General features: G+C 43.1%; 19 protein-coding genes. 9 read left to right on the forward strand and 10 right to left on the reverse strand.

The features are described 5' to 3' along the window. Nucleotides 1–40 precede the first annotated feature (40 nt). The 5 genes from Q0895_RS10265 to Q0895_RS10285 all read right to left on the reverse strand — a co-directional run bounded on the left by Q0895_RS10265 (nt 41) and on the right by Q0895_RS10285 (nt 6785). A complete protein-coding gene (locus Q0895_RS10265) occupies nt 41–1666 on the reverse strand; it encodes an exonuclease SbcCD subunit D C-terminal domain-containing protein (RefSeq protein ID WP_299188563.1) in 1626 nt (541 codons plus the stop codon). 156 nt (nt 1667–1822) lie between these two features. After that, nucleotides 1823–3553 carry a uroporphyrinogen-III C-methyltransferase gene (gene cobA / locus Q0895_RS10270; RefSeq protein ID WP_299188566.1) on the reverse strand — a complete coding sequence of 577 codons (1731 nt, stop codon included), beginning with the start codon at nt 3551–3553 and terminating at the stop codon, nt 1823–1825. Nucleotides 3554–3799: 246 nt separating this feature from the next. Beyond that, entirely contained in the window at nt 3800–4438 is a 639-nt protein-coding gene (locus tag Q0895_RS10275) for a phosphoadenosine phosphosulfate reductase family protein (protein WP_299188569.1), read from the reverse strand. A gap of 66 nt (nt 4439–4504) precedes the next feature. Then, the gene (locus tag Q0895_RS10280; RefSeq protein ID WP_299188571.1) at nt 4505–5101 is read right to left on the reverse strand and encodes a DUF934 domain-containing protein; all 597 of its coding nucleotides are present in this window, start codon (nt 5099–5101) and stop codon (nt 4505–4507) included. Beyond that, nucleotides 5094–6785 carry a nitrite/sulfite reductase gene (locus Q0895_RS10285; RefSeq protein ID WP_299188574.1) on the reverse strand — a complete coding sequence of 564 codons (1692 nt, stop codon included), beginning with the start codon at nt 6783–6785 and terminating at the stop codon, nt 5094–5096. The genes Q0895_RS10280 and Q0895_RS10285 overlap by 8 nt, the downstream gene beginning before the upstream one ends. Nucleotides 6786–7021: 236 nt before the next feature. On the opposite strand from Q0895_RS10285, the gene sat reads away from it, so the two are divergent. Further along, nucleotides 7022–8275 (forward strand): sulfate adenylyltransferase, encoded by a 1254-nt coding sequence (gene sat / locus Q0895_RS10290; protein ID WP_299188577.1) that lies wholly within the window; start codon nt 7022–7024, stop codon nt 8273–8275. Nucleotides 8276–8385: 110 nt separating this feature from the next. Here sat and Q0895_RS10295 read toward each other — a convergent pair whose 3' ends face one another. From Q0895_RS10295 to Q0895_RS10305, 3 genes are all read right to left on the reverse strand, one after another. Then, entirely contained in the window at nt 8386–8901 is a 516-nt protein-coding gene (locus Q0895_RS10295; RefSeq protein ID WP_299188580.1) for a hypothetical protein, read from the reverse strand. Nucleotides 8902–9268: 367 nt separating this feature from the next. Beyond that, a complete protein-coding gene (locus Q0895_RS10300; RefSeq protein ID WP_299188583.1) occupies nt 9269–10984 on the reverse strand; it encodes a hypothetical protein in 1716 nt (571 codons plus the stop codon). A gap of 5 nt (nt 10985–10989) precedes the next feature. Next, complete coding sequence (locus Q0895_RS10305; RefSeq protein ID WP_299188586.1) at nt 10990–13533, reverse strand: hypothetical protein; 2544 nt, start codon at nt 13531–13533, stop codon at nt 10990–10992. A gap of 523 nt (nt 13534–14056) precedes the next feature. Between Q0895_RS10305 and Q0895_RS10310 the strand changes: the two genes are divergently transcribed. From Q0895_RS10310 to cysA, 4 genes are all read left to right on the forward strand, one after another. After that, nucleotides 14057–15154 carry a sulfate ABC transporter substrate-binding protein gene (locus tag Q0895_RS10310; protein ID WP_299188589.1) on the forward strand — a complete coding sequence of 366 codons (1098 nt, stop codon included), beginning with the start codon at nt 14057–14059 and terminating at the stop codon, nt 15152–15154. A 242-nt stretch (nt 15155–15396) separates the two neighbouring features. Continuing rightward, complete coding sequence (gene cysT / locus Q0895_RS10315) at nt 15397–16281, forward strand: sulfate ABC transporter permease subunit CysT (RefSeq protein WP_058368848.1); 885 nt, start codon at nt 15397–15399, stop codon at nt 16279–16281. A gap of 1 nt (nt 16282) precedes the next feature. Next, nucleotides 16283–17233: a sulfate ABC transporter permease subunit CysW gene (gene cysW / locus Q0895_RS10320; protein WP_299188593.1), complete on the forward strand. Its 951-nt coding sequence runs from the start codon at nt 16283–16285 to the stop codon at nt 17231–17233. 101 nt (nt 17234–17334) lie between these two features. Further along, nucleotides 17335–18057: a sulfate ABC transporter ATP-binding protein gene (gene cysA, locus Q0895_RS10325; RefSeq protein ID WP_366139941.1), complete on the forward strand. Its 723-nt coding sequence runs from the start codon at nt 17335–17337 to the stop codon at nt 18055–18057. Between the two features lie 102 nt (nt 18058–18159). Here cysA and Q0895_RS10330 read toward each other — a convergent pair whose 3' ends face one another. Beyond that, entirely contained in the window at nt 18160–18471 is a 312-nt protein-coding gene (locus Q0895_RS10330; protein ID WP_058368843.1) for a metalloregulator ArsR/SmtB family transcription factor, read from the reverse strand. Between the two features lie 623 nt (nt 18472–19094). Here Q0895_RS10330 and Q0895_RS10335 point away from each other — a divergent pair. The 3 genes from Q0895_RS10335 to bfr (Q0895_RS10345) all read left to right on the forward strand — a co-directional run bounded on the left by Q0895_RS10335 (nt 19095) and on the right by bfr (Q0895_RS10345) (nt 20767). Beyond that, nucleotides 19095–19286 (forward strand): (2Fe-2S)-binding protein, encoded by a 192-nt coding sequence (locus tag Q0895_RS10335; protein ID WP_058368842.1) that lies wholly within the window; start codon nt 19095–19097, stop codon nt 19284–19286. 435 nt (nt 19287–19721) lie between these two features. Continuing rightward, nucleotides 19722–20210 (forward strand): bacterioferritin, encoded by a 489-nt coding sequence (gene bfr, locus Q0895_RS10340; protein WP_299188598.1) that lies wholly within the window; start codon nt 19722–19724, stop codon nt 20208–20210. Between the two features lie 74 nt (nt 20211–20284). Continuing rightward, nucleotides 20285–20767 carry a bacterioferritin gene (bfr, locus tag Q0895_RS10345; RefSeq protein WP_299188601.1) on the forward strand — a complete coding sequence of 161 codons (483 nt, stop codon included), beginning with the start codon at nt 20285–20287 and terminating at the stop codon, nt 20765–20767. A 163-nt stretch (nt 20768–20930) separates the two neighbouring features. Here the strand turns inward: bfr (Q0895_RS10345) and Q0895_RS10350 are convergent, their stop codons facing one another. Further along, nucleotides 20931–22307: a DHA2 family efflux MFS transporter permease subunit gene (locus Q0895_RS10350; protein WP_299188604.1), complete on the reverse strand. Its 1377-nt coding sequence runs from the start codon at nt 22305–22307 to the stop codon at nt 20931–20933. 418 nt (nt 22308–22725) lie between these two features. On the opposite strand from Q0895_RS10350, the gene yghU reads away from it, so the two are divergent. Further along, nucleotides 22726–23580, forward strand: a complete 855-nt coding sequence (yghU, locus tag Q0895_RS10355; protein WP_299188606.1) for a glutathione-dependent disulfide-bond oxidoreductase — start codon at nt 22726–22728, stop codon at nt 23578–23580. Nucleotides 23581–23846 lie beyond the last annotated feature (266 nt).

Genomic DNA, 23846 nt, shown 5'->3' on the forward strand with positions numbered 1-23846 from the left:
AATAAAGCAGTGAGTAGCGAGTAGTTGACATGAGTGGCTGTTATTCCGCCTGAGTGTCTTCATGACGTAAGTTATAAACAATTTGATCATACGCGTCACGTAAAGATGATTTTTGTTCATCAGGGACATGATGAGCCATTAAGCAGCGCTCAAAAACTTCTGCCTCATTTAAGTCTTGTAGGGTTTCAGAGGTTTGCTGCTGGTTTAGCACTTTATTATAAGTGCGCGTATTTTTAATTTTTAATACTTCACACGGCAAGCTATCTACCATTGCCTGAATATGCTCACGTAACTCGCTGACAACCTCATCGCCTGTATAAACAACTTCTAGCCAAACGGTTTCTGCTGTCTCAAGCGATTGTATGGTTTTATCAATAGTCTGATTAATAAATTCTAAATTCCCTGAAACCTGAGCTAATTTTTGGAATATTGGAATGGTTAGGGAGACCACTTGCATCTGACGTGAATTATCATGATGTAGTAGTTGAGAGGTTAATTTAGAGTTAGTTAAATTGCGATCAGTATCCTGCGTAGCATCTGTTTGAGTAGAAATTTCTTCATCAACACTGCTTACTTCCTTTACATTATTCTTGTCGCTCTCTTTACCTTCTTCACCTTCTACTGAGTCATCAAAGCCAAACAAATCATCCATAAAGTCATTCGCCTGACTGGCTACTTTTTTAGCAGCTTTTTCTACCGACTTTTCAAACGTGGTCACTGTATCAGTAAGCTTAGGCATATTGCTTTCAGATGTGCTATTTGACGCTGGTTTTTGATTCCTAAAATCATTTTCTACTTCTCCAAACTGTATGAGCAATACCTGCTTTTGCTGGCGCGCCTCACCAAAACCCATCGCGATTGGCGAACCTGAATAACGGATGGTCTCACGGCCGCCGACCCGCTGCGGCACATGCAAATGCCCAAGTGCCACATAGTCGAAGCTTTCATCAAACATATCAGCAGATACTTTACCAAGCGAACCGACATAAAGCTCACGCACACCATCATCTTCAGTAGTCGTACCACCTGCTGCGAATAGATGCCCTGTAGCGATGATAGGAATGTGACGCTGGTTTGCTTCGGCTAATTCTGTTTGTTTCGCTTTGGCAATGCTAGCCACTTCATCATAATGGGCACGAATGCCTTTGATAACGTTGGCATCTTTACTATCTGCGGACTCGCCAGCGCTGCTACTACGTACGTCTCTATCACGCAAATATGGCACAGCGGCAATAATGCAGTGCGGCGTGTCGTCTGTGTCATCTAATACCAAGACCTCATCGTTTAAGTCCTCGCAGGCGGTGCCAATGACGTGAACGTTTAAGAATTTCAATACATTACTTGGTGCGTCCAAAAAAGTAGGGGAGTCATGATTGCCAGCGACGATGACGATATGCTGACAGCATGACCTAGATACACGACTCAAAAATTCATAATACAGCGCCTGTGCTCGGTTGCTCGGCGTCATGGTGTCAAAGATATCACCGGCAACGATAAGGACATCGACTTGCTGCGTGCTAATAGCATCCTGCAGCCAATTTAAAAACGCTTCAAATTCATCATAACGCATACGTCCATACAGCCTACGCCCCAAATGCCAATCTGAGGTATGTAAGATGTTTAAAGGTTTCATAGGCATGAACTTGGTATCGGCAGGTGTGGACATAGTTGCGCTTAAAGACAATGAGTAGAAAGCATTCATTCTAGCAAGAATTGGTACGGTTTGCTCTATTGCACGCACATAAAAAAACCCTGCCAATATTTTATTGACAGGGCTATATTAGATTTTAAAAAATGTAACATTAGTAACGCAAAGCAAGCATTAACCAATCACCAACTGCTCCAAATCTTCTTCTTGCTGCGCTGCCAAATTAGCGATCATAGAGAGCGCATGGGCTTGCTGGTCTATCGGCTTTTTTGCATCTTGGTCCGTGACAGCTGTTCCTTCACGTAACCAATTATCTTCTGTAGCGTCAGTATTTTTATTGTGTTTATTGTACCACGCCAAATCATCATGCAGCGCCACCACATCTCCCATAATGAGCAATGCAGGCGTGGGCAGCTGGTTCTGTTCTTGTAGCTCAACGATACTCTCAAGTGTGCCAGTTAATACTTGCTGATTGGGCATACTGGCATTGGAGACGATGGCAATTGGGGTGTCGCTACTGCGCCCTGCGTCAATTAAACCTGTCGTCAACCGTGCCAATGAATGCAAGCCCATATAAAACACCACGGTTTCATTGGTATCAAGTAAGTTTTCAAACTTCTCATTGGGTGCGCCAGCCTTCAAAAAACCTGTAACGAAACGCACTGATTGTGAGTGGTCACGGTGAGTCAGTGGAATACCAGCATAACTGGCGGCAGCGTTAGCAGCGGTAATACCAGGCACCACTTGATAAGGCACACCGTGCGCACGTAGGCTTTCAATTTCTTCACCGCCACGTCCAAAGATAAAGGGATCACCACCTTTTAAACGCACCACACGGCGACCTTCTTTCGCACTATTGATGAGCAGCTCATTGATACCCAATTGCGCGACCGCATGGTTGCTGCGTTTTTTACCGACAAATACTTTATCGGCATCACGGCGGCATAAGTCTAATACTTGCGGAGAAACTAGGGCATCATAGTAGACAATATCCGCTTGTTGCATCAGACGCAGTGCCTTAAATGTCAAAAGCTCTGGATCACCGGGGCCTGCACCGACGATATAAACTTCACCAACAGCTACTTGGGCTAGTTTTGTCTGACTGTTATTTTGAATAGCAGTATGTTGAGTAACCGTTAATTCATCTGTTGCTACAGGCGCAGTTGCCGATAGTGATTCTGTACTGTGGCTCTTATTATGCTGGCTAGACGTTGTAGCAGGACTATGAATATTAGGGTCAACGCTATGATTAGCGCTATCTTCAAGAACAGCTACTGTGCTGTCTAGATCTGCTTGTAACTGCGCAGTGGCCTCACGCTCATTACCGGCAAACATCAGCTGACTGACCGGACCTTCAAAGGCGCGCTCCCAAAACTGTCGACGTGCTGTCAATGTTGGTATTTTGGTTTTTACTTCCGCGCGAAACTCACCAGCCAGCTTGGCCAGTTTGCCATAGCCTTGCGGAATGAGGGTCTCAAGACGTGCCCGCAGTAAACGTGCCAGCACTGGCGCTTTGCCATTCGATGAGATGCCGATGACGATGGGATTACGATCAACGATAGCGGGGAAGATAAAGTCACATAAATGCGGGGTATCAACCACGTTTACCGGAATATTGAGCGCGGTGGCGTCAGCGTGAATTTGATGATTGAGCGTCTCATCATCAGTGGCGGCAATAATGACTCGTGCACCTGTCATATGGGATTTATCATAATTTTTATAAATCAGCTCGTGCTTATCGTCTGATAGCAAGGCTTGTATCTCAGCGCTGATATCTGGCGCTAGAATGGTAATGGCAGCCCCAGCACGGCTAAGCAAATCTGCCTTACGCAGCGCCACATCGCCACCGCCCACGATCAGTACCTTGCGATTTTCTAGTTTAAAAAATAATGGAAAGGTGTTCATAGCATCACCAATTATTTATTCAATGTTATAAAATATGCTTCCATTATGAGGTATCACGCGCTACGTCTCATGCAGTGAATTGGCATTAGCATAGTCGTTTTTGTCATATTTATTATAGTTTTTGATGGAATGTGGAATAGGGGAGGGAATAGTGATAAGAGCGCTTACGACAAAAAAGCTCTCTTACAATTGTAAAAGAGCCTATTAAACAGAGCTTTTTAAACGATGAATGACGGTAACGCTTGATTACAACTGCGTATGCAAGCCACACTCACGATGCTCTTCTACCTTGGTCGGATCAAAGTAATCAAACTCATTTGGCAAATTATGCTCATCTAAATACACATCTAAATCGCTATCGTTTTTTTCAAATAGCGGCGCTACTTTTAGCACGCCATCTTTTGATAGGCTAAGCACATCAAGTCCTTGACGAAATTCGGTCTGATCCTTACGAATGGCATTGAACCAAACGTCTGGCTTTAGCTCATCGAGTGCACGGCGAAACGGCTCAAGTTTGACTTGCTCGGTGAATTTGTCGTGTTGTTCGTCATTGACACCCGGGATACCATTCATCGTGACATCACGGTGGGCAGCCGTCTGCTTAGGAATATAAGTAATGACATTGAGGTCTAAATCTTCGATAACTTTATTAGCAAAGCGGTAAGTGGCATCCGTGTTATAACCAGAGTCTACCCAGAGTACGGTGATATCAGGTTTTTGTTTGGCGACCAAATGCAAGATAGCAGACTCATATGGGCGAAAGTTGGTGGTGATGATTGGGTTTTTCGCTTGCGTCAGCGCCCACGCTACAATCTCTTCTGGTGATTTGCCTTGCAGGTCTTGATTGGCTTGGTCGATATCTAGGTTTGGGTGTAACTGGCTCATAATACGTTCCTTAGATGGGATGGAGGTAATAAAAATTTAGAGAAAGTTTAATAAAGGACTCAAAAACTAAGCACCGGCAAACATTGGTAAGTCGGCAGCGCGGCGACCGTCGTAACTGCTAGCAAGCGCAGTAAATGCTTGAGAAATATCAAAATCCGACTGCAAGTCGTGTTCACTGAGCACAAAGCTGTCGACGCCCACACGCAGTAAGTAAGCAATTTGATCACGGCCAAATGCACCAGCGACCCGAATCTCACCTTGATAGCCCAGCTGGCGCAGCGTTTGAGCGAAGCTAAAGCCGCGACCATCAGCAAATTTGGGCACATGTATGACGATAAGCGTCTGCTTTAATAGCAGCTCACTCAGTGCTGCCAGTGCCTCTGTGTCGGTATCAGCAGTCACCCATAGACCAGTACGGCTACTGTGCTGGACAATCAGCTCATACACTTCTTTTACCAAGCCCGTTGCCAGTGCCCCTGAGCCATTCAATAGATCGGCCAGCGGCACAAGCACATCAGGCTTTTCTTGTTTTTGCAGCAGCTCAAGTAGCGTAAGTTCTATCGAGGCGATACCATCTGGTAGCGTATCCGTGGCGAGAGCATACCAGCTGTCTTGAGCGCTAATATCGACGCCGCTACTATCCAAGATATGATGATTAGCCATAGACCTTCTCCTTAAAGGGATCAATACCGACGCGCTCTACCAATTCGCCAAAGCTCTCAACGTCGTTATCCGTGGTTGCGCGCAGATCGACGTAGACATCAACGATCTGTTGAATGGTATCTGCCACCGCTTCGGTTGGGACAGAGCGGCCAAGTATTTTGCCTAATTTAGCATCGTTACTTGAGTTGCCGCCAAGGCTGATCTGATACCAGTTCTCGCCTTTTTTATCGACACCGAGAATGCCGATATCGCCAGTATGATGATGCGCGCAGGCATTGATACAGCCCGACATATTGAGTCGAATATCACCCAAATCATACAAGTAGTCCAGATCGCTAAACTGCTTCTCAATTTGCTCTGCGATGTTGTGCGTCGTGGCATTAGCCAGCGAGCAGTAATCCCAACCGGGACAGACGATCATATCGGTTAAGGTATTAATATTAGGACGCGCTAAGTGCAGATCTGATAATTGCTGCCATAGCTCGTATAGCTTGTTGGTTTCGACATCAGCAAAAACTAGGTTCTGCTGATAGGTACCACGCAGCTCGCCAAAGCTGTACTCATCTGCAAGATCGGCTAGCGCATCCATTTGTGAGTCGGTGACATCGCCTGAAGGTACATATTTACCGTCAACCAGTCCTGCTTTTAAGGAGATGACCACCGCGCGGTAACCAGCGATTTTATGTGCGACGGTGTTTTGGTTATACCAATTGGCAAAGTCTTTATCCGCGCTTAATTGCTGCTGCAAATCAGACTGCGCTTGTAGTGCGTCAAATTCTTTATAATCAGGCTCACTAAAGAAGCTGGCAGCATGTTCAAAGTTAGCATCTGTCAGCGTTAGTGGTCCGTCTTTGGTATGCGCTTCCCACTCGGCATCGACCAATTTGGCGAAGGCAGGGCCACCCAAGGTATCGACCAAAATCTTGATGCGAGAGCGGTATTTACTGCCTTTATCACGGCGGCCATGCAGGTTATAAACCCGCAAAATAGCGTCCAAATAGCTCAGCAGATGCTGACGGGGCAAGAACTTATTGATGACTTTGCCAAGCACTGGGATACGACCAAGACCGCCGCCGACCAAGACTTCAAAGCCAAGCTCGCCGTCTTCATTTTTCTTGAGATGCAGACCAATGTCATGCACACGGGTGGCCGCACGATCATTTTCGGTGCCAATCACGGCAATCTTAAATTTACGCGGCAAAAAAGCAAACTCAGGATGAAAGGTCGACCACTGACGAATAATTTCGCAATATGGACGTGGGTCGGCAATCTCATTTTGATGAATACCAGCATAAGGGTCGGTGGTGGTATTGCGAATACAGTTGCCTGAGGTTTGGATAGAGTGCATCTGTACCGAGGCCAGCTCTGCCAAAATATCTGGCACCTCTTCTAGTTTTGGCCAATTTAGCTGAATGTTGGTACGAGTGGTAAAGTGGCCGTAACCTTTGTCGTATTTGCGGGTAATCTCAGCCAGTTTGCGCAATTGATAGCTAGCAAGTAACCCATAAGGAATGGCGATACGCAGCATAGGCGCATAGCGCTGGATATACAGACCGTTTTGTAGACGCAGCGGTAAGTACTGTTCCTCGGCAAGCTCGCCTGCCAAAAACCGCTCAGTCTGGTCGCGAAACTGGGCAACTCGTTCCTCTACCAAAGTCTGATCCGCGTAATTATATTGATACATGACGTAATCTCAATGTTGTTTTTAGTCTTTAAAGCCGCGACGAAAATGATTTGCGTGTGCTAAATCTTATGGCTAGTCGCAGTGTATACACTGTAATTGCACCATCATATAAGCTTGCGTCTATAAACATAAATTCCTTTAAGAGATATCCATATCCAAAGTCAGCATAAATTTTCATAATCAAAGTTCGGTAGCCTATGCCTATTCGATTTATTCGCTGCTATAAGGTTAAAAACATGACATTTACTACTACGCCTAACCAGACATCAAAGCTTGTGCCGCCACATGGCAGCAAGGACCTTAAACCGTTATTGCTAAAAGGTGAGGCGCGCCATCACGCACTAAAACTTGCCAGCACCTTGCCAAGGATTACATTAAGCTCACGTGAGCGTGGCGATTTGATCATGCTCGGTATTGGCGGTTTTACGCCGCTAAATGGTTTTATGAATCAGGCCGACTGGCAAGGGGTGGTCGATGACATGCGCTTGCAAAGCAGTGACAACGCAGGCTTGTTCTGGCCGATTCCGATCACTTTGTCGGCACCCAAAGACACGGCCGATAGCCTAAACCCGGGCGATAAAGTGGCATTGGTGGCAAAAGATGGCGAGATTATGGGTATCTTGACGGTAGAAGAGAGCTATACCATTGACAAAGAACATGAGTGCCAGCAAGTCTTTACCACCACCGACAGCGAGCATCCGGGCGTGCAGCAAGTATTGAGTCAAGGCGAGGTCAATATCGCAGGTAGCGTCGAGGTGTTGAGCGAAGGCGAGTTCCCAACCTTATACCCTGAGATTTATAAAACTCCTAGCGAGACTCGCGCTATTTTGGATGCCAAAGGTTGGAAGACGGTCGCCGCCTTCCAAACGCGTAACCCGATGCACCGCTCGCATGAATATCTTGCTAAGATTGCTATCGAGATTTGCGATGGGGTCTTGATTCATTCATTACTTGGGGCATTAAAGCCTGGCGACATCCCAGCTGAGGTACGCCAAGAAGCCATCAAAACCTTAATTGATAATTACTTCAAACAAGACACCGTCATTCAGGCAGGCTATCCGCTCGATATGCGCTATGCTGGGCCGCGCGAGGCACTACTACATGCCGTATTCCGTCAAAACTACGGCTGTAGCCATCTGATTGTCGGCCGTGATCATGCGGGTGTCGGTGATTATTATGGCGCCTTTGATGCGCAGACTATCTTTGACTATGTCGGTAAAGACGATCTAATCACGCAGCCACTCAAGATTGGCTGGACGTTTTGGTGTAATGCTTGTAATGCCATGGCGTCCGATAAGACTTGCCCGCATGAAGCATCTGAGCACGTCAAAGTATCAGGTACTAAGCTGCGTAAAGCGCTATCAGAAGATCTGGAGGTGCCCGAGAACTTCAGCCGTCCAGAAGTGCTAGAGATTTTGCGTAATTACTATGCCGGTATCGCAAAAGACCAACGTGCTGAGGTAAAGTTAACTGGCGCATCTGCGGTATAGAGCACAATTGATTTTTTGATAAACATCACTCATAAAAAAAGGTGCCAGAATATAAATCTGGCACCTTTTTTTATTCGTTATTAAAGATTGGTAGTTCAAAAATAATACGTTTAGGTTAGTTCCAAATCGCTTGAAAGCTTCTGATAGTCGCCAACTAGCGTACCGCCACCTGAGCAAAATTGATTGAGTGCGTACTTATCTTGACTATCAATGGTCAGCTTGCCATCTTTGAATTGAAAAAAAGCCATACTGTCATTAACGGGCGTTTGGAAAATAACGCCATGCGCTTTATCTTGACCCATTAAGCTGGCGGTGCCGTCAAACTGGCACGTTGGTTTTTTGATGTCGCTACGTGCACGTACCTTGATATCGATCTGCTCATTGCCCGCCGACCGCACCATCACGCCCACCCAGTCATAGCCTTGGCTGCGGTTTTCATAACCTGCATCGGCATAATCGCCAACTACTGCCTGCATCATAGGCCCAGCTGTTTGCTCGGGCTGAGTGATGGGCATGTTTGGCATGACGGGTGTCACGTTGTTGCAAGCGCTTAAGCTCAGCATGGTGATGGCGGCTGTCGTCCCTGCTGCCAATATACGAGAAAAACGAGTCAAAGATGCGATCATTTAAGTACCTTTTAAGAGAGTGATAAGAGTGGGTGAAAATTTAATAAAAAATCTTAGGGTTTGAGTCAAATGCAGAACTTACCAAGCATAAAGAAGCCCGTGAGTATAAAGAAGGGTTGGCATTACCAGGGCTTGTATCCTAATTACTTATGAATTGAAAAAGCACCGTTATATACAGTCGATTTCCTCTAAAGACGACATAGCGCTACTGGGATGCTCTTTTTAAACGTAGGTTGCGCAGCCTCTGGGTCTAGGAACGCAGCACGCAAGTAAAATTTATACCAGTAGCGTGTTTAAGTTTATATAACAGTTTCATTTTCAACTGACTATACAATGCTTTTTAGTAAAATAGCTATGCCAATATTTTCTAGTCCGCATACGTTTTGTTGGTGGAGGTGTTATTGATGAGGTTTAATATCTTACCAAACCCATTCGCACTTTCTGACATCATTATTGATGAAACATTAGGTGTTATGGTGGGTAAATAAGATGGCCATTTTGTTAGTGATTTATCCCCAAAGGGGTGAATAGCATTAACAGACTTAATGGCGTTTTTATCCAAGGTTTTATTTAACTCATTATAAACAGCAAGGTTGCTAAAATACTTCTCGTACAAGCTATCCAAAACCCCATATTTTTCTAATGTGTAGGCACTACTGTACTTAGCATCAAGCACAAAGTAATTCACCATATCACGTTCTTTTTTTACAATAATGAAATCGGGATTGTAGTAGTTGTATTGGCTTCTAGGATTGTTTTTATTAAGGGCCACTAAGTCATTGTGTTGGGTGCTAGCCCCAAAGCCATTAACCCTTTTTTCATAAAAGATGTTAAGTGTGCTATCGTCTTTTTTGAAACCTACTTGAGAGGGTATGAAGTTCTTGAAAAAACCATGTTCAACTGAACTTACAACATCCCATCCATCGCTATGCAAAGCATCAATAATCTTGTACAAGGCGAAAAGCTCGTAAATCTTAGAGGTTGATCTAATTTTAGTTAAATCATGATCAACACCTATATCAGGATTGCCTATTGAGTACCAGTCATTTAAGTCTCTATACATTTTTAGGTAAAACCCAGATCTTCGAGCAAATGGTGTTAGTTTGGGGGCATGAAACCCTTGGCGAGTCACCTTAATTTCTTTTTGAAAGAAATATAGAAGCTCATTAACATCATCAAGAACAGTTTTTATTCGTTTTTCCATGCCAGCAGTCGTTAACTGAGTGTATAAATCCTCAATCACATATCCAGTAGGCCTTTTGTATGGCTTGATAACTTCGTATTCCTTATCATACGTTAGATCATCAAACTGCTTTTCAATAACATCAGATATGTCTAGCAATACCTCTTTTATTGAAAGTAACCCTCCTAGTAGCACCTTGTTTTCTTCAAGGTCATAACTGTTGATATGGTTTTCTCGTGGCATACCATCCAATGAGTAGACTTTTCCAAGCAGCTGAACTGAGTCTGGCGAATACCCTTGGTGAAGCTTATCTAGGTTGTCAATAATGTCGTATGGATTGACATTAAAGAAATTGCTGCCATTAGCCGTCTCTTTCACCATTTCTAATCGATGTCTGAGATGGGACTTTAGGCCGCCGCCCTGCTCCACAAACCCTGCTACTATTTTTTCAGCTAGACTGATCACTGAATCGAAACTGGCTTTAAAATCACCATCATTTTTCGATTTATATTTCGTTCTTGAAAAGCATAAATCCAACATGCGATCGTTGTTTTCAAGCAGATAATTCATCATGTCTTTAATGCTGGTGAACTTGCGCTCGTTTGTCGATACATTAAATACCAAATCACCTACTGGTTCGTCATCAATAAAGATGCGCAGATTACTGTAGCCGAAGCTTTCACGAAATAAGTTATTGGTTATTGTTTTTACAGATCTACCGTCCTCTGATGTTGTGTGTGGAATCTTATAGTCCTCCAACAAAACATCAACCTGACGTGAATGGAAGTGCCCATAGTCTGTATTTATTAACTCAATTTGGACCTCATCTGCATCAGCGATATTAATCGCTGATGCTAGAGTGACCTCTTGTTTGTTTATATAAACCTTTGTATGAATCATTTAGTTTACCAGCAGAAGAAATCGTATGTATTTGACTCAGCATTACCGTTGCTGATAATGGTGTCCAGATAGCTAACGGAGCGATCTAGATCAAAATCAGCCATTACTTCTCTTAGTTTTGCTAAGCGCTTGCCGAAACCCTTACCATGTCCTCGTAGTAGAGGCAAAATCATCTGCAAGATAGCATAGTCGATTGCTAGCAAGTCATCATCGGTAGAAAACTCTCTCATTAGCGGTCGGGCTTTATTGCAATACTGTCTGACTGCAATTTCTTTACGGTTACTGATAATTACAGATTTGCCAAGTTCACTGTCTCGCGCTTCTAAGACGCCTTTTACTGCATCATAAACCGCAATTTCAGGACCAACGAACTCAGGAACATCATCTGTTAAACCAAAGTACTTCTCCATAGTATTGTAAGAGATAGGCACGTCAATAAGTGGCGCGACATCCTCATCAATACGTTGGTTTGATGTCGTGATAATCGTGTTTGGCTCAAGTACGATAACAGGCGCTCTATCAATCAAGCGAGGTGACAAATACTCTGTTGTACTGTCGTAGTTCACTGTTGCAATAAAGCGCAAGTTATCTGTAACGCGAACGTCTTTGTTGCCTAGTCTTAGCGTCTCAGTGCCTCTTGAGTCGGTCATACCCATAAACGATGACCAGTAGTGCTCCATAGAGCTTAAATTGGCCTCATCAAGTAATACCAGTGCTAGCGCCGCTTCGACCGCCTCATCATCAGCTTCATCGCTTAATGCCGTTAAGAACTCATACATACCCGTGCTGCTTGGTTGGAACTTATTTGAAATTGGGTTAAAGAAACCAATTAGGTCGCGTTGACCTGTCCAGCCACGAGCCACAGGAACGTCTAAGAATCTGCTTTCTTGTATGCCATAAATCTTAGCAATTAATCGTGCCAGCGTGGTCTTGCCGCCGCCTGGTAGACCTGCAAGGAAAGAGATAAATGATTGCTGTAGTGAGACAGTGACGTTAATAACATCTAAGATTGAGATATTTCTATTCTCGTTTCTTAAGCCATGCTCAATATGCTTAATGATATTCTGAGCATTATCACTGGCTGTTTCAACGTATGTAACGCCTTGGGATACATCTTTAAGAGCTATATCAGAAGTTGCGCCTACATTGCCGTTAATAACTTCCACAAAAGGCTTCATTTCAAATAGCCGTGCTCTTAGCTTATCTTCATCTTGTTTATACAAGGATTCTAATCGAGTGACTTCTTCTTTAATTTCAAGCTTACGCTTTAATTCATACTCAATACCAAACTTGATGTTGGCAAGCTCCTGCTCCATCTCGGCCATTGAGTTGTACTTGCTGTAAGCTTCTTGGAGTGGTTTGATTTGTTCTGACAATGTTTCTAAAAGCTTTTGTTTTTGCTTCACTTCTGCTGCAAGGTTTTCGTTTTCTTTTAAGGTTCCGATTGCATTGCTGTTAATTTTAATCTTATTGGTTTCTTCGATATCTCGACCTAGATCAATCAATTCTTGCTTGTTGAGCGCAATTTTCTCTTTAAGCTTTTCAATATCATTGGTTCTATTAATAAACTCATCTTCAAGCTTGGCTCTATAATCATCTCTGATTTGAGATAGGTATAGATCTTTATTATTATTAATATGGTTCTTGATAACCTCCTCGCCAATATCACTGCGGAGGAACTTACCAAACTCATCTACTACCTCTCTACGGAATAACGACTGATCGTTGTAAATCTCGCGCAGCAGCTTTAGTTTATCCATCGATTCTTTGTGGCCATGCTTGGGGTGTTTCTTAACATTTACCTCAAGGTAGGCCAGATCAATTTTTTTGTTACTAAAGCCAATGTCTTTTGATAATTTGACGAAGTTATTAACGATATCTTCATCGGAAAAATAGTCCATTCTTTCCAAATTGCTATCATTATGTAGGTCAGCCATGCTTTTAAAATAGAAGCGGTCACCTTCATCTATTGGGCAGTCTAATACATGCTGTTTTAGAGATTCGAAATCAGCGGTATAGATAGTTCCACTTGCCAGCCCCTTGCCTTTACCTGGTAATGGTGAGTCTAGCTTTTTCAGTGTGATTTGGCTTTCATCGTCTTTAACCCACTTAAATGGCCCGTAGCAGACACCTGAGTCATTAATATAGATATACACAGTACTGGGAATAGCACTAACACTAACAATCATATTATTAGGGTTAGGCAAAGAAGTGGGGACAATCTCAACTATTTCTCTTGGCTTTAGGCTGGATGCTTCTGAGAACTTAGTAACGTACTCACAGTTTCGCTCTGTTCTAATTTCCGACTCGGACCGAAATTCAGTTTCTTTTGCTAAGACCTTGAATAGCTCGAACTCTGAATATCTACCGTCTATCTCCTCATAGCCATGTGTGACAAATATTTTGCCAGTTGGGCAAAAGTTACTCGTGTTTAGGGGTATGTATTCATCGTCTATTTTTTCAGCGACCGCTCTTAGGTATCCTAAAGTCGGGTTATTTTGTTGGGGATCTAGCTTATAGACAATAATCTCTCTAGGTGTATTTTCCATTACTTAGCACTTATGATTAGTTTTGATTCATGTCGAGGTTTGCTCGACACATGATAGAAAAGCAGGATGCTCTCCTTTGTAGGTATTGCAGGTACTTCAATGATATTGAAAACTACCGAAGTCCACGCCTCAATAGTTCTTTTTAACGTATGGTATGGTATCAATTACGGCTGTGTTTAACACTTAATAAAAAGACCTTGTTTATATGATTTATTGATTCAAACAGCTGAGCCAATCTTGTTACACTAATTGTATATATGTTATACAAGTCCTTTATACAAAAGATAGTAGTGCTTAGCGACCAGCTCGTCTACAGCTCAAGCAATACCATAATTTGCTTAACAGTATCTGTTGATGCTTTTATTATTTCTGTGCTCAGCTGTATTTTATAAACGCTTGATAAGGCTGGCTTTATCCTTTGGTTATTCCCTTTTGGCAATACCATACGCATATTCATCATTAAACATAATAAGATGGCGCTGTTAGCATACTTGCATTACCTAACAGCATCTTTGAGGAAAGTATGACATACGCCGCCCCATATCAACAAAAAAGTAAAACTCGTAGCGCTCTCAGCATTGCAGGCATAGCCTTGAGCTTAGGTCTGGCTGGCTGCAGCAATAATGATGCAGTCGACACCACCGCAAACGCTGATGATACGGCGGCTGCAGAAGGTCAAAACATTGAGTTACTAAACGTCTCTTACGATGTGGCACGTGACTATTATAAAGACTACAACCCGCTGTTCGTTGAGCACTATAAAAGCGAGCATCCAGACAGCAACATTTTAATCAAACAGTCACATGGCGGCTCAAGTAAGCAAGCCTTATCAGTGGCCAATGGTCTACAAGCCGACGTCGCCACTATGAACCAAGGCTCAGATATTGAGCTACTAGAAAAAGAAGGCTTGGTTGAGTCAGACTGGGAAAGCAAATTCCCTGATAATGCCGTGCCTTTTACCAGTACCATTGTATTTTTGGTGCGTAAAGATAATCCAAAAGGCATCAGTGATTGGGAAGACTTAACCAAAGACGGCATTGAGATCGTCATGGCCAACCCAAAAGTCACGGGTAATGGTCGTTATGCGTTCTTAGGCGCTTACGGTTATGGTCTACATGCTTTTGATAACCAAGAAGATAAGGCTAAAAACTACGTTAAAGACATGCTAAAAAATGTCAAGGTCTATGAAAACGGTGGCCGCGCCGCAACGACGACCTTTGTTCAACGCGGTATTGGCGATGTCTTGGTCACCTTTGAAAATGAAGCCAACTTGGCCGCGACTGATTTTGGCGCCGGTCAAGTAGATATCGTTTATCCTGAATACTCTATCAAATCAGAAAGCCCTGTTGCTGTTGTAAAATCGGTAACGGATAAAAAAGGCACTACTGAGGCGGCAAAAGCGTATCTTGATTACCTATGGAGTGAGCCAGCTCAGCAATTGGCCGCTGACCTTTACTTACGTCCTAGCGTCAAAAGTGTCCTCGATAAAAACGGTGACAAACTACCACCCGTTGAAACTTTCCGCCCAAATGATGCCTTTGGCACTTGGGATGAGATTATGGGTACTTACTTTACCGACGGCGGTGTATTCGATCAACTAGCTACTAATGCCCCGCAATAAATAGCTGGTACCAATATAATAGAGCGCTAATTAAGAAGTACGATGACGTCTTACAATTCGGCGTGTAGCGTTTAACCATATAAAGGACATGGCCACCTGCGCTATGTCCTTTGTACCGTAAGCAGGCTAATAACGCAGTCGATACAATGAGGTCGGCATCCTGAGCATTACCGCCAAGCACCAAATTAAGTATCAAACCAAGCTCTGAACTGAGTACTGAAGTTAGGCAATAGGACATCACTATGAATGCAAAAACATCTTCTGCCAATAAATCCCTTCACAAAAAAGGTTGGCTGACCCGTTTGCGTCAGCGCAACGTGTTGCCAGGGTTTGGTCTGAGCATGGGCATTACGGTCTTTAGCTTATCATTATTGGTAGTCCTACCGTTTGCGATGATGGCCTACACCACGACACAGATGGGTTGGACAGGGTTTTGGGAAACCATTAGTCAGCCGCAAGTGACAGCTGCTATCAAGCTGAGCTTATGGATGTCGTTTTTGGCCATGCTGACCAATATGGTGTTTGGTACGCTAGTTGCGTGGGTGCTGGTGCGTTACGAGTTTTGGGGCAAATCAATGATTAACGCCTTGGTTGATTTGCCATTTGCGCTGCCGACCGCGGTCACAGGTATCTCTCTTGCCACGCTTTATGCACCTAATGGTTTGATTGGTCAGTGGTTTGCCAAGTTCGATATCCAAGTCGCTTTTACCCCATTAGGTATTTGGCTGGCTTTAGTGGTAGTTAGTTTTCCATTTATTGTCCGTGCGGTGCAGCCAGTACTCGCAGAGTTGTCTGTTGAGTTTGAGGAGGCGGCGGCGGTACTGGGTGCCAATCGCTTGACCACGTTTCGCAAGGTTATATTGCCGGAGCTACTACCAGCGCTGCTGATGGGCGCTGGCATGATGTTTGCCCGTGCGACAGGCGAGTATGGTTCAGTGATTTTTATCGCGGGCAATATCCCTATGCAATCTGAGATTTTACCACTCATTATTATTAGTAAGCTTGAGCAGTTTGATGTGCAAGGGGCGTCAGCCGTTGCATTATTTATGCTACTAATCTCATTTGTGATTTTATTAACCATCAATATTGCCCAGTGGAAACTGTCGCGCCGTGTGGGAGCTCGCTAACATGCAAATATCTAATAGCTATGATTATCAGAGCAATCCTGCAACCAAAGACACGCCTTGGATAAGGCGTACCTTTATTGCTGTTGCTGTTTTATTTATGATCGTTATGTTGGTCATACCACTACTGGCAGTGTTTTATGAAGCTTTTAAGAATGGCTGGCAGTTATACATTGCTTCACTCATTGATCCAGAAGCACTGCAAGCTATCAAGCTGACATTAATCACCGCGGGTATTGTCTTACCGATCAATATGGTGATGGGTATTGCGATTGCTTGGCTGGTCACGCGTTATCAATTTAAAGGCAAGCAGCTGGTCACCACCTTGCTTGATTTGCCGTTTTCGGTATCCCCTGTAGTAGCAGGTTTGATGTTTGTGTTGTTATTTGGTCTGAACTCTACTGTGGGCGGCTGGCTTGAGAGCATGGGTTTTCAGGTGATATATGCTGTTCCTGGTATCGTATTGGCGACGTTGTTTGTCACTTTTCCATTTGTCGCACGTGAGCTGATACCGCTCATGCAGACGCAAGGCGATAGTGAAGAGCAGGCCGCGCTTACTTTAGGCGCGAGTGGTTGGCAGACTTTTTGGCATGTCACCTTGCCAAATATCAAATGGGCACTACTTTATGGCTTGATTTTGACCAATGCGCGGGCGATGGGCGAGTTTGGCGCTGTTAGTGTGGTATCAGGTCATATTCGCGGCGAGACCAACACCATGCCGCTGCTGGTTGAGATTGCTTATAACGACTATAACTTTACCGCCGCTTTTGCACTATCAAGCCTGCTTGCTGCACTTGCCTTGGTAACGCTGCTCATACAGCAAGTCATGACCAAATTACAAGAACGCAAGTTTGCCAAATCCGAACGTCTAGCGGCTGCGCCTGAGCTACCAGTGAGCGCCAATGCCACTGACACCAGAGCATCACAGACCGCCAACAGCTCAGGAAATATATAAGTAAAATGGTCTAAGTTAGAGCTGGCCGACTTAAATACGACTAATACTGTCGCCCATAAACAATTTGTCACGATAAGCAAAATACAATCAAAGGTACCATTATGAGCATCGAAATTCGTAACGTAAATAAAAGTTTTGGTAACTTTACCGCCTTGGATAACATCAATATTACCGTTCCTACTGGTAAATTGACCACTTTGCTTGGACCCTCAGGCTGCGGTAAAACCACCTTGCTACGTATTATCGCTGGTCTTGAATATGCAGATTCTGGACAGATACTTTTTGATGAGCTTGATGTTACCAATACACCAGTACAAAAACGTCATATTGGCTTTATGTTTCAGCACTATGCGCTATTTCGGCATAAAAATATCACTGATAATATAGCATTTGGACTGACGCTATTACCAAAGAATGAGCGCCCTAGTAAGGCCGATATCAATAAGCGCGTGGCTGAACTATTAGACTTGGTACAGTTGCCACAACTGGCGAATGCTTATCCACATCAGCTCTCTGGTGGTCAGCGTCAGCGGATTGCCCTGGCACGCGCTTTAGCAGTAAAACCAAAGTTATTACTGCTTGATGAGCCATTTGGCGCGCTTGATGCGAAAGTGCGTAAAGAGCTGCGTACTTGGTTAAAGGATATTCACCATGAGCTTGGTATTACCAGCATCATGGTGACGCACGATCAAGAAGAAGCGCGGGCAGTGTCAGATGAGATTGTGGTCATGAATCATGGTCACGTAGAGCAGGTAGGGACCTCAGAAGAGTTGATTCAACATCCAGCCAATACTTTTGTGAGTGACTTTTTGGACTTAGCGTAATGTCGACTTAGATAATAAACTGTCTTATAGAGCATAAAAAAAAGACCTACATTGTTTAGGTCTTTTTTTATACGCAAATAGTATATGAGGCAAACTTGATTATTAGCTGGCTTCTGGCTGGCTTTGAAGCGTCTTATAAGTAATTTCTAATATCTCTTGGCACCATTCTGGTAAGTCATCTGCTACTTCATACCACATCCATGTACCTTCGCGCGAACAGCTAAGGATTCCTAGCTTTTTTAGGTGGTTTAGGTGACGAGAGACGGTTGGTTGTGGTTGGTCAAGTAGATCTACCAATTCACATACACAGCGCGACTCTTTATTAAATAGAATCTGGAACAACTTCAAACGAGTTGGATCAGACAGAACTTTAAATAAATCAAGAGGCTGCATAGCAAAGTTATTATTAGACATAGAGTATATTCCAAATAGATTGTCACGCTTACTTATGAATTTTATTCATCCTAATAAGAGAGAAGTTAAGTGGTTAATAAAATAGATAATCCATTACCCAGTAATCTGATAACTTACTATCTAATCAATTGAGTCATTAAAAAGTATTCATTCAATAAAAAAATTAAAGCATAATTGTATTGGTTTAATAGAGACGACCAGTCTAATTTTAGCTAGTCCAAATATGTCTAGCTACAGTCAATCTCTGAATGTTTCAAATAGCTTGTGTATACATAAATATACATAAAATATAAACTGAAAAAACAATAAATAACATTTAAGCAACTGAAAACAATAATAACACAAAATATATATTTAGATATACAAGAATATTGTATATATATCCACTTATCTCTATTTTAACACCGTTCGTCGGGAATATATGAATATTTAAGAATATATAAATATGTTTTTTTATATTGTGATTGAGGTAAACTAATTTTTTATACCCAGTGCATTAGTGCTAATCCCTCAGACCTAACCTAAATGCTCAAAACTTGTTAATATTAAAACAATTATTGTAAATGGTAATAATTATCGTTATTATAAACAACATTAACAAGCTATAACGTTAGGAGCAAATTATGTACGTATGTATCTGTAACGATGTAAAAGAGAAGCAAATTCAAGCAGCTATTGCTTCAGGAATCGATACCCTCGATGGCTTAAAAGACTCTCTCGATGTTGCTACCTGTTGTGGATGCTGTGAACCTATGGTCAATGACTATTTAAACGAGCATCATGCCAAACTTGATATATTGGCTTATGCGGTTTAATAGATGCAATTGTTATGCCAATAAAAAGCAAGTCTTTGGTTCATGATAGTTAATTGACAAAGATAGTTTTAAAATAAGACAGACTCCAAAAATGGACTGCTCATTACTAGTATGTAGTGATCTTCTACTAACTACTTATCCTCGTTTACTATGTTAAATTGTGCTTGACCTTTATCTGATCTTATTACGACAGTTGCTCTTGCAACGATTCTAGTTATTGTTCTCAACTGATATCTTATTATTAGTTCATAACGTTACAAGCCTTACCCTGCCTTTGTGCTACTATATTTATCTAGTACTATTAGATGCTCTAGTAGCATATCCAATACATTTAAAGATGAATAATCGACTTACGAAGACGTCTTTTTTTGTGCTAATAGAGTAATCCTAAAATATATAAGAAGTTGTGCAAATCTAGGAACAGGAGTACACGTTATGATAGGTAGCCAAAAAGTCATTGATTATTTGAATTTTTTGTTGGGCGGTGAGCTTGCTGCTCGTGACCAATACTTTATTCATTCAGAGATGTATGCTGAGTGGCATTACGGCAAGCTGTACGACCGCATCCATCATGAAATGGAAGATGAAACTTTGCACGCGCAAGCCATTATCCGCCGTGTTTTGATGCTTGGCGGTACGCCAAAAATGAGCGTCAATGAGATCAAAATCGGTAGTACCGTCCCTGAGATGCTACAGTTTGACCTTGATTTAGAGTATCAAGTACAGCAGCACCTAAAAGACGGTATCGCCCTTTGCGAAGAAGAGCACGACTATGTCACCCGTGAGATGTTGGTCGAACAGCTCAAAGATACCGAGGAAGATCATGCGCATTGGTTAGAGCAACAGCTACGCCTTATCGATATGATCGGACTACCTAACTATCTGCAAAGCCAAATGGCAGAAGTGTCTCCTGATATTGTCTAGTATCGTCACAGTTATACTAAGCCGCAATATTTAGAGCACGTATCAATAGATTGAATAGATTAGGGAGAGAAAACATGAAAGGGGATAAAGAGGTCATTCGCGCCTTAAATAAAGTACTCGGACAGTCATTGATTGCGATCAATCAGTACTTTTTGCATGCACGCATCGCTCGTCATTGGGGACTTGAAGCGTTAAACGAAAACTGTTACAAGCAGTCTATCGCTGAGATGAAGTGGTCAGATGATTTGATTGCGCGTATTTTGTTATTAGGCGGTCTGCCAAACTTACAAGATTATGGCAAGATGTTTATCGCAGAAGACGTACCTGAAATGATTGATTGTAACCTGCGTTTAGAAAAGCAAAAATTTGCTATTATCACTGACGCGATTACCTTATGTGAAACCCATCGCGATTATGTATCACGCCAGCTATTGGTCAAGCTAAAAGATGGTAACGAGGAATATGAGGACTGGCTTGAGACTCAAGAAGACTTGATACAAAGTATCGGGGTCGAGCGTTATATTCAATCACAAATGCATGATGATGACGCGCTATAAAAAGCCATCAGTTCGCCATACTTGCCAGCTTGTTTTTTGAGTATCTTTTAGGATACATAAAAGGACAAGCTGGTATTTTTATGTCTACAAGATAGTTGTTTGTGATGGTAGAGCGTTAAGGTAACTATCGATTGCTTCTTCTTAAGTGCACCTAAGACATATCCTAATATAAACCGCGACCATCTTCAGGCTTGAGCCGTAAAAAATACAGTCCTGAGAGAATGGTTAAAATCCCCAGTATCCAATAAGTCGTTTGAAAAGCAGCTAATGTATCAAGTGTAAAGCGTTCACGTAATAGGTTAAGCACTGCCGCCCCAAAGGCGATACCAAAACTAATCGCCAACTGCTGATTGACTGCCATTAGACTGTTGCCACTACTGGTCTGGGCGCCTTCCAAATCACCAATAGTAATGGTATTCATCGCGCTAAACTGCATAGAGTTACACGCACCCATCACGATAAGCAGCGGGATAAACCATAGCCAGTTATCAGGGTTATTGAACTGTGCCAATAAGATGATGAGTATGCCGATCAGTAATGTATTCAACACCAAGACTTTACGGTAGCTAAAGCGCTGGATGATTTTACTGACCCAAGGCTTGATACCGATGGCGCCAATGGCGATAGGAGCGAGCAACCAGCCGGCCTGTGATGGTGAGTACTCAAACACCACTTGTAATAATAATGGCAGTAAGAACGGCACAGCGCTGATACCCAAACGAGTAAATAAATTGCCCGTGATACCAATACGAAAGGTACGAATATCAAACAGGCTAAGCGGAAATAAAGGCGCGGCGCGGCGTTTGGCATGTGCTACATAAGCGCCTAGCAATACGCTGGCTGCCACCGCTAGCAGCAGACCATACATGCCGCGGCCTACCTGCGAGCCAAACTCTACAGCGAGAGTGTATCCGCATGCCGCAGCGGCAAACAGCCCAAAGCCTAGCCAGTCAAGGCGCTTAGTGTCTTCAAACAAAGAGGGCACCAGTTTTTTGCCCATAACAAACCCTAAAACACCCATCGGAATATTAATCAAAAATATCCAATGCCAGCTGGCATACTGGACGATATAGCCGCCCAACACCGGCCCCACGAGCGGCGCTACCAATGCTGGTATCACTGCAAAGTTCATAACGGTCAGTAGCTTGTTGCGCGGATAAGACTTGACCAATATCAAGCGCGCAACTGGCGTCATCATCGCCCCGCCAATTCCTTGTATCACCCGCGAGCCTATCAAAAAATCCAACGTAGGCGAGGCTGCGCACAGTAGCGAGCCGATAGAAAATATCACAATGGCGGTCAAAAAGGTGCGGCGCGTGCCGTATTTGTCGGCCAAAAAACCGCTAATAGGTATAAAAATCGCCAACGTCAGCGCGTAGCTGATGACCGCCCATTGCATCTTAAGCGGCGACTCGCCCAATGCTTGAGCCATCTGCGGCAGCGAGGTGTTTAGGATGGTCGCATCTAATATCTGCATAAATAGGGCTACCGCTAACACGTAGGGCAGGTATTTCTCTTGCGTTGGGGTTAGCGTTACCATGTGACTCTCATTGGATTTTTGATATTAAGACAAGCAAAACGGTCTGTTTATATAGCCAAACTAGAATGGGATTGGTACAGGTCAGACGAGCAAAGGGGTACAAATAGTACTATGAGCCGGACGAACACCCTAATGATTTTATTAATAATAGGTGATAACCGGTGCAAGTTGAGTAGTATAAGAAAGAGTGGCGCAAAATAACAGTGAATCAAGGTAGCGTTTTATAAAAGGCAGTATTGAAAGCACTACACTGATTACAAGAGAGAACTTTAATGTACAGGTAAGTTCTCGCTATAGTAAACCTTGGCTTGCCGCTTAAGTCATAAATAAGCGCATGTGTTAGCTGATAAAACATTGATAACTTTATAAACGTGAACTAAATAAACATAAACTAAGAACCATACATTAAGGATATGTCATGAGTCAGGATAATAATCAACCTAATAACAATACTAATAAGCAAAATAAGACCTACACACCGCCAAAAGTTTGGGTACAAGACAAAGACAATGGCGGCAAGTTTGCTAGTATTAATCGGCCGACCGCTGGCGCGCGCCACGAGCAAGCGCTGCCTGTAGGCGATGCGCCTTTGCAGCTGTATTCACTCAACACCCCAAATGGCGTCAAGGTAAATATCCTTTTAGAAGAGCTGGCCGAGCTGGGTGTCAGGGGCGCTGAGTATGATGCCTATAAAATTGATATCTCTGAGGGCGATCAGTTTGGCTCAGGGTTTGTAGACATAAACCCAAACTCAAAGATTCCCGCCTTGGTCGATCGCTCTCATGATGAGGCCGGTGAGCCTATCGCTATCTTTGAGTCGGGCGCTATCATGATGTATTTGGCCGAAAAGTTTGGCAAATTTATCCCGTTAACTTTAGGGAAGGCGCGTGCAGATTGTCTGTCTTGGGTCATGTGGCAGATGGGTAGTGCGCCTTTCTTAGGTGGCGGTTTTGGGCACTTTTATGCTTATGCGCCTGAGCCTTTAGAATATCCCATCAACCGCTATACGATGGAGACCAAACGTCAGCTCGATGTCCTAGATAAGCATTTAAAAGACCACAGCTATATGTGCGGTAATGATGACAGCGATTACAACATCGCTGATATGATTATTTGGGCATGGTATGGACAATTGGTGCTTGGCAAGCTCTATGATGCTGCGGAATTCTTACAAGTAGATGAGTATAAGTATGTCAAACGCTGGGCGCAAAATATCGCTGAGCGTCCAGCGGTCAAACGCGCTGTAGACTTAAGCTTAAAACCTATCGTTTAAACAACTACTTGCTGTTGATCTAAGATATTTTTAAGGGCTTGCATTTTTTGTTTAACTAAATTTTATTCGATAGTTGCTTTTACAATCGTGATTTTTATGAATGGTTTGTGTTTTAAGTGAACGATAATGTGCAGGCTGATTAGTACAATATTAGTCAGCCTTTTTCGTGATAAATGATTGAAAAAATTCTATTAGTTGACTGAAAGTTGTTTGCTTATGACTTTACAGAATGATACATTGTAATAACAGACCGAAACGTCAGTGAG

It is taken from the genome of uncultured Psychrobacter sp. (assembly GCF_947495825.1).
In the GTDB taxonomy this organism is placed as follows: Bacteria; Pseudomonadota; Gammaproteobacteria; order Pseudomonadales; family Moraxellaceae; genus Psychrobacter.